The organism is Corynebacterium sp. HMSC074C04 (genome assembly GCF_001838295.1).
Taxonomy (GTDB): Bacteria; Actinomycetota; Actinomycetes; order Mycobacteriales; family Mycobacteriaceae; genus Corynebacterium; species Corynebacterium amycolatum.
The window spans coordinates 20,301-28,851 of sequence record NZ_KV836272.1 but is presented as its reverse complement, the minus strand read 5'-3'; the positions used below and the strand labels follow the sequence as shown (position 1 = coordinate 28,851).

General features: G+C 58.1%; 9 protein-coding genes. 2 read left to right on the top strand and 7 right to left on the bottom strand.

What is annotated here, in order from left to right:
- The 5 genes from HMPREF3011_RS04485 to HMPREF3011_RS04465 form a co-directional block, all read right to left on the bottom strand.
- Positions 1-674, bottom strand: a 674-nt coding sequence (locus tag HMPREF3011_RS04485; RefSeq protein WP_246821418.1) for a ParA family protein, incomplete at its 3' end; no start/stop codon positions are given.
- 116 nt (positions 675-790) lie between these two features.
- Positions 791-1,729 (bottom strand): site-specific tyrosine recombinase XerD, encoded by a 939-nt coding sequence (locus tag HMPREF3011_RS04480; protein ID WP_070841219.1) that lies wholly within the window; start codon positions 1,727-1,729, stop codon positions 791-793.
- A complete protein-coding gene (locus tag HMPREF3011_RS04475) occupies positions 1,726-2,379 on the bottom strand; it encodes an NUDIX domain-containing protein (RefSeq protein WP_070841218.1) in 654 nt (217 codons plus the stop codon). Before HMPREF3011_RS04475 ends, HMPREF3011_RS04480 begins: the two co-directional genes overlap by 4 nt.
- Positions 2,380-2,426: 47 nt before the next feature.
- Positions 2,427-4,058, bottom strand: a complete 1,632-nt coding sequence (locus HMPREF3011_RS04470; RefSeq protein WP_070841217.1) for a CTP synthase — start codon at positions 4,056-4,058, stop codon at positions 2,427-2,429.
- Positions 4,059-4,131: 73 nt separating this feature from the next.
- Positions 4,132-4,341: a DUF4177 domain-containing protein gene (locus tag HMPREF3011_RS04465; RefSeq protein ID WP_038625583.1), complete on the bottom strand. Its 210-nt coding sequence runs from the start codon at positions 4,339-4,341 to the stop codon at positions 4,132-4,134.
- Positions 4,342-4,434: 93 nt separating this feature from the next.
- Here HMPREF3011_RS04465 and HMPREF3011_RS04460 point away from each other — a divergent pair, with 93 nt between their 5' ends.
- Both HMPREF3011_RS04460 and HMPREF3011_RS04455 read left to right on the top strand, forming a co-directional pair.
- On the top strand, positions 4,435-4,953 hold the full coding sequence (locus tag HMPREF3011_RS04460; RefSeq protein ID WP_070841521.1) for a type 1 glutamine amidotransferase domain-containing protein: 519 nt from the start codon (positions 4,435-4,437) through the stop codon (positions 4,951-4,953).
- Positions 4,954-4,993: 40 nt separating this feature from the next.
- Positions 4,994-5,767 (top strand): LURP-one-related/scramblase family protein, encoded by a 774-nt coding sequence (locus tag HMPREF3011_RS04455; protein ID WP_070841216.1) that lies wholly within the window; start codon positions 4,994-4,996, stop codon positions 5,765-5,767.
- A 55-nt stretch (positions 5,768-5,822) separates the two neighbouring features.
- On the opposite strand, the gene HMPREF3011_RS04450 is transcribed toward HMPREF3011_RS04455, so the two are convergent.
- Positions 5,823-6,938, bottom strand: coding sequence for a lipase family alpha/beta hydrolase (locus tag HMPREF3011_RS04450; RefSeq protein ID WP_070841215.1), 1,116 nt, complete (start codon positions 6,936-6,938; stop codon positions 5,823-5,825).
- A gap of 1,013 nt (positions 6,939-7,951) precedes the next feature.
- On the bottom strand, positions 7,952-8,206 hold the full coding sequence (locus HMPREF3011_RS04445; RefSeq protein ID WP_246821417.1) for a UTRA domain-containing protein: 255 nt from the start codon (positions 8,204-8,206) through the stop codon (positions 7,952-7,954).
- Positions 8,207-8,551: the final 345 nt, after the last annotated feature.

The following is an 8,551-nucleotide window of genomic DNA, read 5'->3' as shown; positions in this document are numbered from 1 at the left end:
GTGCGGCGGTCGAACATGGTGACCAGAATGCCGGAGACTTCCAGGTTGAAGTTCAGGCGGTCGCGGACCTTGGCCACTGTGTCGGTGAGCAGTGCCAGGCCGCGCAGGGAGAAGTACTCCGCCACCATCGGGATGATGACGCCCTCGGCGATGGTCAGGGCGTTGACGGTCAGCAGGCCCAGCGATGGCTGGCAGTCAATGATGATGAAGTCGTAGTCATTCATCACTGGGCGCAGTGCGCGCCCCAAGGCCTGCTCGCGGCCGACTTCGTTGACAAGCTGGATCTCTGCTGCCGACAGGTCAATATTGGCCGGGACCAGATCCAGGCCGGAAACCTTGGTGTGGTGGATGGCGTCGCGGACGTCGGTGGTGTCGTCGACGATGAGGTTGTAGACGGTCAGGTCGAGTTCCTCATGCGGGACACCAAGACCGGCGGATAGTGCACCTTGCGGATCCAAGTCAACGAGCAGGACTTTACGACCGAACTCCGCCAGTGCCGCGCCCAGGTTGATGGTTGAGGTGGTCTTACCCACGCCGCCCTTCTGGTTACACATTGCCAGGATGACCGCGGGACCGTGACTGGTCAGGGGTGCGGGTTCCGGCAGCTCACGTGCCGGACGACCGGTGAGACCGAGTTCAACTCGATCGGCCTCAAACAACCCTTCTTCAGCCACAGTCAATCCCTCTTCCTTGAAGATTTCTCATCAATTCTACTGCGCCACGTAATGCCGCCACGTAATACCGCCATATATTACCGCCGCGTAGTAGCGCTACATACTACCGCCGCATATTACCGCGAGTATTCAGCCCGTGGGTGAGCCCCCGCCCAGACTCGTCGCATATTCTCCGCGGTAATCATGGTGTAAATCTGGGTCGTCGTCACTGAGGCGTGTCCCAATAGCTCTTGGACGACGCGCACATCGGCACCACCTTCAATGAGGTGCGTGCCGAAACTGTGGCGCAGGGTGTGCGGGGAAATTTTCACGCTCAGCCCGGCGCGCTCACCCAACTCCGCCAGCGTATTTCCGGCCGACTGTCGCGACAGCCTGCGTCCCAGCGAGTTGATAAACAGCGCCGGCCCGGTGTTCGCCCGCACCCAGCTCGGACGCCCGCGTGTCAGCCAGGCATCGAGCGCCGCCATGGCCGGCGAGCCCACTGGCACAATGCGCTCCTTACCGCCCTTGCCGCGCAGTAACACGAGGTTGGTTTCGCGATCCACGTCATCGATATCCAGGCCGGTGACTTCTGAAACTCGCGCACCTGTCGAGTACAAAAACTCCACCAGTGCGCGGTTGCGCAGGTCGGTCACGTCTGCGGTGTCGTCGGCGGGGATGGACTCGATTAGGCGGGTGACCTCGTCAATGCTGAGTGCCTTTGGATACCGCGAGGGCTGCTTCGGCGGCGCCACTCGCTTGGCGACATCCGCCTCCAACGCCCCCTCGCCCACCGCGAACCTGTGGAAGCTCCGCACGGCCGACAGCGACCGCGTCACCGAGGTCGGGGCCAACGCTGGCCTACCCGCCGACTTATCTCCCCGCGCCAGATACGCCAGGAACTCTGTTACGTCCTGCTCGGTGACCTGCGCCAATTCCGTGCGCCCGATCTCCCGCAGGTAGGTGCGGTACTTCTCCAAGTCGCGCTTATAACTAGCGAGCGTATTCGCCGACAGGCCCTTTTCCACCGCGAGGTAGGTCACGAAGGCGTCGACAAGCGGATCAATTGAACTCATCGGATACGTTTCAGGTCCGCTCCGGCGCCAAGCTGCTCCGTCCGGCGCTTCGCCAGGGCCGTCGGTCGAATCGTAAACGGCTCCGCGACCGCGCGCGGCGTGGCGCCTCGCAGTAGCACCTCCGCCGCCAGCAGAATGCCGGACAGTGCGATGCCGTTGAGGATCTCTCCGCGCAGCGCCATCGCCACCGCTTCCTCGACGTCAATCCACGACGCAGTCATGTCCGCTTCCTCATCGTGGGCTTCCGGCTTATCGACGGCACGGAGACCCCTAGCCAGGTAGATCCGGACCGCTTCCTCTGCGAAGCCGGGCGAGCTGAACATATCAGTAAGCAGGGACCAGGACTCGGCCTCCAGCCCGGCTTCCTCCACTAGCTCACGCTTGGCGGCCTCCAGCGGGTCTTCGTCTGCGACGTCGAGGAGCCCGGCCGGCAATTCCACCAGACGCTCCCCTGCCGCCTGCCGCCACTGATTCAGCAGGTAGAGGCGGTTATCCTCATCTGCGGCAACGACTGCAACAGCGCCGAAATGCTCCACAATCTCACGGGCGGACACATTCCCACCCGGCATTCGCACCTGGTCGCGGCGGATCGCGAGAATAGGTGCCTCGAGAACAATCTCGGAATCAACAACGTCAAATTGGTGCGCCATGAGATTCACTCTAATAGGTAGGCCGGATTCGACCTTGTGGACCTAAGCTAAGCGCGCTTGAGGGCTGCGGCGATGAGGCCGTCGAAAAGCGGATGAGCGTTGGTGGGGCGTGACTTCAGCTCCGGGTGCGCCTGCGTGGCCACGAGGTATGGGTGCACATCTGTGGGGTACTCGACGAATTCGACGAGCTTGCCGTCCGGCGAGGTGCCCGAGATGACCAGGCCTGCTTCTTCGAGCTGGGCACGGTATGCGTTGTTGACCTCGTAGCGGTGGCGGTGACGCTCGGTGACCTCGGTGCTGCCGTAGAGACGCGCGACGACGGAGTCTTCAGCGAGCTTCGCCGGGTAGGAACCCAGACGCATGGAGCCACCTAGGTCAGCCTCGCCGGAGACGGCCTGGAGCTGCTCCTCCATCGTGGCAATGACCGGCTCGGCCGCGTTTTCGTCGAACTCGGTCGACGAGGCGCCTTCGACACCCGCGGTGCGTGCCGCCTCGATGACAACACACTGCATACCCAGGCAGATTCCCAAAAGTGGCATGCCGGTTTCCTTGGCGTAGCGGATGGTCGCGATTTTGCCTTCAATCCCACGCCCGCCGAAGCCACCGGGGATGACAATCGCGTCAACGCCGGCCATGTTTTCTTTCAGCCCCTCGGGGGTTTCGCAGTCGTCGGAGGCGACCCAGCGGATGTTCGCCTTCACGCGGTGGGCGAAACCGGCTGCGCGCACGGCTTCTGCGACGGACAGGTAGGCGTCCGGCAGGTCGATGTACTTGCCGACGAGCGCCACCGTGACCTCGCTCTTTGGGTTGTGAACTCGCTCGAGCAGGTCTCCCCACACAGCCCAATCCATGTCGCGGAACGGCAGGTTGAGGCGGCGAATGATGAAGGTGTCCAGGTGCTCGTCGTAGAGGACCTTCGGGATGTCGTAGATGCTCGGCGCATCTGGGCAGGACACCACGCCCTCGCGGTCGATGTCACACATCAGCGCAATCTTGTTTTTGAGGGAGTCGGGGACGTCGCGGTCGCATCGCAAAACGACGGCATCGGGAACCAGGCCAATCGAGCGAAGTTCAGCTACTGAGTGCTGGGTGGGCTTGGTCTTCAGTTCCTTGGAGGGGCCGAGGTATGGAACCAGTGACACGTGGAGGTAGAAGACGTTTTCGCGGCCGACGTCGTGACGCACTTGCCGCGCAGCTTCCAGGAAGGGCTGCGATTCAATATCGCCGACGGTGCCGCCAATTTCGGTGATGACCACGTCGGGTTTTTCTCCGTTTGCGTCCGCGTTGCCCATGGCGACGATGCGGGATTTAATCTCGTCGGTGATGTGCGGGATGACCTGGACGGTCTGGCCGAGGAATTCGCCGCGGCGCTCTTTGGCGATGACCGAGGAATAGACCTTGCCGGTGGTGACGTTGCCGCCGGCGGAGAGGTTGCGGTCGAGGAAGCGCTCGTAATGCCCCAGGTCCAGGTCGGTTTCCGCGCCGTCTTCGGTGACGAAGACCTCGCCGTGCTGGAAGGGGTTCATGGTGCCCGGATCCACGTTGAGGTAGGGATCGAGCTTTTGCATAGTCACTTTCAGACCACGCGAGGTAAGCAGGCGGCCGAGCGACGCCGCGGTTAAGCCTTTGCCGAGGGAGGAGGCTACGCCTCCCGTAACGATGATGTATTTCGTAACCACGGGACTTCAGAATATCGCTTGCGCGGGTGTAAAAGCAAGCGGTTTTTCATAATGGCGGAGATTACTTACGCAACTAGGTAAGACTCTCAAAGATCATGGTCGCCTGGATACGGTCCCCGCCCATCAGTCCCTTACTGCCCGAAGAGGCAGTAGTAATCGTGTGCAACCGGAACCCCTGCGAAGCCTTATCGTTGATTACCCTCTCAAGCTCTGTCAGATTAGCTGAGCCGGTACCGATGAACTTTTCCTTCAGAACCACCTGAAGAACTTCATAATGAGGCATTTTCCGCCCTCCGTTAGAGTAATTTTCAATATTGCAATCAAAACAATACTCGGGCGGATGCATAAACGCGACGATGCCGTTACCCTCGGGGCCATGACTGATTTAGCGAATAAGACTATTGCAGTATTGGCCACCAACGGATTTGAGGACTCCGAGCTGACGAGCCCGGCGGAGGCCGTGAAGGATGCCGGTGCGACCGTGCATGTTATCTCCACCGAAGATGGCTCCATTGAGGGCAAGAATAGCACGCAGGTGGATGTCGATAAGCTCACCAGCAGCGTTTCTGCCGATGATTACGATGCTCTGATTCTGCCTGGCGGCACCGTAAATGCAGACCAGATTCGCATCGATAAGGATGCCGTAGCCCTGGTAAAGGCATTCGCCGCAGCTGACAAGCCAATCGGCGTGATTTGCCACGGCGGTTGGATTCTCACCGATGCGGATGTGCTGAAGGGTCGCACGATTACTTCCTACATCAGCGTCAAGACTGACCTTATTAACGCTGGTGCCAACTGGGTCGATGAGGAAGTTGTCGTTGACGGCAACCTGATTTCCTCCCGCACCCCGGCCGACCTCGAGGCTTTCAACAAGGCACTCGTAGAGAACTTCTAAGCCACTCAGCTTTCAGCACCACAAAAGGACGGCTGTTGCCATGAGTTCATATTGGGATAACCCAAAGTCGCTGTGGGATCAGATTCCACAGCACGATCAGGAAGATGTTTCCGAGCAGCAGCCTTCCGCGCCGGAGCAGCCTCCCGCGCCCGAGCAGCTTCCGCCGCAGCAGCCTCCCTCGCCGGAGCAGCTTCCGCCACAGCAAGGGCACTTTCAGGGATTGCTCTCGCACAACAGCATCGTTATCCAGCAGATTCGAAATTTCATGGCGGATGATTTCGACATACTGGATACCGAGGGCCACTGCATCGGAAAGATCGAAACTACGGGCAGCACGCTGAGCAGAATGTTTATGGGCTCTCGTCGTCTGACAGTGTCCGAGCCGGACGGCACTCCGGTATTCGTTATCACCGACCCGACCGATTTTACCCTTGACCGTTACGAGGTCTACTACCCTGGCTCGCAGGCGACAGACTCTGAGGGCAAGCAGCAGGGCGGAGTAGGGCCATCGCGCCTTTTGGCAACTATTCAGCAGAAGTTTGCGTTCTTTCAGCGGAAGCTGGAGATTTCAATCCCCGGTTTTGCTGACTGCCGTGTCGACGGAGACCTCTGGCACTACGACGCCACTTTTATGATCAACGACATCAAAGTTGCACAGATGTCACGCAAGTGGTCGGGGTTTGCGAATCTCCTATCCGGCAATGAGCGCTATGTTTTGCAGCTCAAGGATGATTTGCCACCAGAGCTACGCGCGACCATTATTGGCGCCGCTATTGCCCTGGATTTGATGGCGAAAAAGGCGCGATCCGACTAGCTATTATCGCTGTCGACTCGCGCCCTTTATCAAGAGCTACTGCTCACGAATATCGCTACCGTGATTCTGCAGCCTGGGCAATGCGTCCGTCTATTTCCGTGATGCCATCAGAGACGGCATTGACGTGTTCTGGGCGAACATTGGCATTGTCGTTGATGCCGCCTTCAAAAACGGCGGTTACCGGCACGCACGGAACCTCAACATTACGTCCGAGCGCATTCGCTACCAGCGTGATTGCTCGCGGCGAGAAGGTCAGACCAATATGGCCCGACAGGTCCGCAGAGCAACCATCCTGTAGGAGGATGTTGTTGGAAGTCGGTGCGTTCCACTGGCTTGCAGCCATTGGCGTGACGGCTTCATCAACCTGAGTCGAGATTGCAACGTAGTTGACGCCCGGCTGCTCCAGGCCACCTTCATTCATCTTGGCCATGAACTGGCTATGCTGCAGCAGATCCACCAGGCTCGGGCTGACAATGAAACCCGCAGCCTTGTCACCGGCGTTGTCGAACTGGTTGAGCTGCTCCAAACCATAGGAAGCGCCCAGCAGAGTTGTGCCGTGCAGCACGCCCGCCAGGGAAACGATGGTGCCAATCCCCTGGCCCTGCTCCTGCTTGGCGTAGGCGGCAGCCAAGGCGCCACCGGCAGAGTGTCCAACAATATCAACGGCGGCTGCACCAGTTTCCGCCTTGAGGGTGTCAATCTTCGCAGTCAGCTCTGCCAAAGCGGTATCCAACGGGGTCATGTTACGCATGGTTGGAATAGAGCCCAGCACCGAAAATTCGTCAGGGCCTAGCTTGCCGACGTTAAATGCGTACAGACACTTACCCATTGCCTTTAGCTCCGGTGCCATGCGGGCATAGGTCTGGTACGAGTTCGTGTTCATACCATGGATCATGACGACCGGATTCTCACCAGGAGCAGGAACACACTGCACATTCGTGCCCTCGGGGCTGATGTTTTCGGTCATCCCCTGCCTAATCATGACGGTGGGGAAATCATTTGCCTTTGGCCCCCAGTCACCCATTTCGGTCCAGGACAGGACCTGATCATTACCAGTTGCCGAAGCCGGTGCGGCAGCCGCGATGGGAGCCGCCGCCAGAGCGACACCAGCTGCAGCCACGAGTGCCGTGGCTGACCGTGCCAGTTTTGCAAATGCTCGATGAGTGCCCATGATTACTCCTTGCCTAGAGCGGTGAATAGTAAAACGCTTCCAATAAGAACTACGGCATGGGCAAAAGCAAAAATCAGGCTACGAATCGTTATCGTACTCTGAAAGGCGATCAATGAAAGCCTCTCAAAGGGGTGAATAAAAAGTAAACTAAATATAACTATAATGCTATTCACTTACAAGCCCGCAGGCTTTTAAAGTGATATCGACCACAGGCCAAAACAAGCCCTACTTTCTTTGCAATCCCACGGGATTGCTGGCGAAGCCCAAATCGCCGGTGAGATTAAACACCTGTTCCACAATCATGTCGGACCATCATCAATGCGGGGCCTTACACCTCCAGCGAGGAAACCACGTCACTGATAGCAGAACTCAATGAAAACACCTTTTCACCTGCCCGTACAGTAAGGTATTTCACATGCACAAACGACACGTTTTCGCCCTCGCACTGACTATTCCAGCACTGTGCCTTTCGGCTTGCTCCAACGGAGAACCAGAAAGAGCACCGGAACCGACTACCGTTACAAAAACTGTCACCAGCCCAGAAAGCAGCACAGAATCGACGACGCAATCCACCACCAAGACCCCTAACCCGTCAACACCCCCGACCCGGACGACAGAAAGCTCGAGACCCACCGGTTACACCGGCGCACCCAACGGCGAGCCGACAGCTATAAACAAAACGATTTCGCATTGCGCGAAATCCTCGCAGGGACTCTACGAGCAGGGCACCACCTGGTTTACCGACGGCACCTCCGGCTGGACACAGTATTGCGCCAACAATTTCTATGACGGCCCTTCCACGAACACCGCCCCGGAACCTCAGAACAACGAGCCATCCCCTTGGGTTCAAGGCCAAATCGACTGGGCAGATTGCCTGAACTCTGGCCATTCCGAAGAAGAGTGTCGCGCGATGTTGAATTAAGAATCCTCTGCCACCTTCTATGAGAGGCATTCGGAGCGGCACCTTCCGCCAGGAGAATCCGGATACTACCGCTACTACACCTCAAAATCCCCTACCGCACGCCCTCCCCAGCCTGCAGCGAGATTGGGGACGCATTGCCCCGCGCCGTCGTCGCTGAGAAGTTCGCCTTACTTGCTAAGTAGCGGTCATCGGAGGCCTCGATCGGCACTCTGTCCAGCGTGAATGCACGGCGCCGGACACACAGCAAAGGCGCACCTAACTGCACTTTCAGCAGCGCAGCAGCTTCTTCATTGGCCGGAACTGCGTCAATTGTGCGTGTTGCATACGCAATGTCCACCATCGACATTTTCTATAGCTAATAGGTCGAAAACTCTTCAACGCCACGCCTTAATCCTTAGACAAGCATGGGATAAAAATTTTGATCCGCGCCAAAACCGAGTCAATAGCTCCGCTTGACGACACCCAGTCGCACCGTACGGTCTCAGGTGTCGCCCCCACCTAAGATTCAGTCGAGGGGCTCGTCAAGGCAATATCAACGAATACTAATCCAGTTCCCGAAAACCGAGACCACTAAAACTGTTTTCCGTAACTGAAGGCCATCATAAAGGCGTTAAAAGGCCAACACAAACGCTTTCCCCTCATAGCCTTACCGAAGCGTTAGCACAACCTCGTTTACGCGTTACTCAAACAC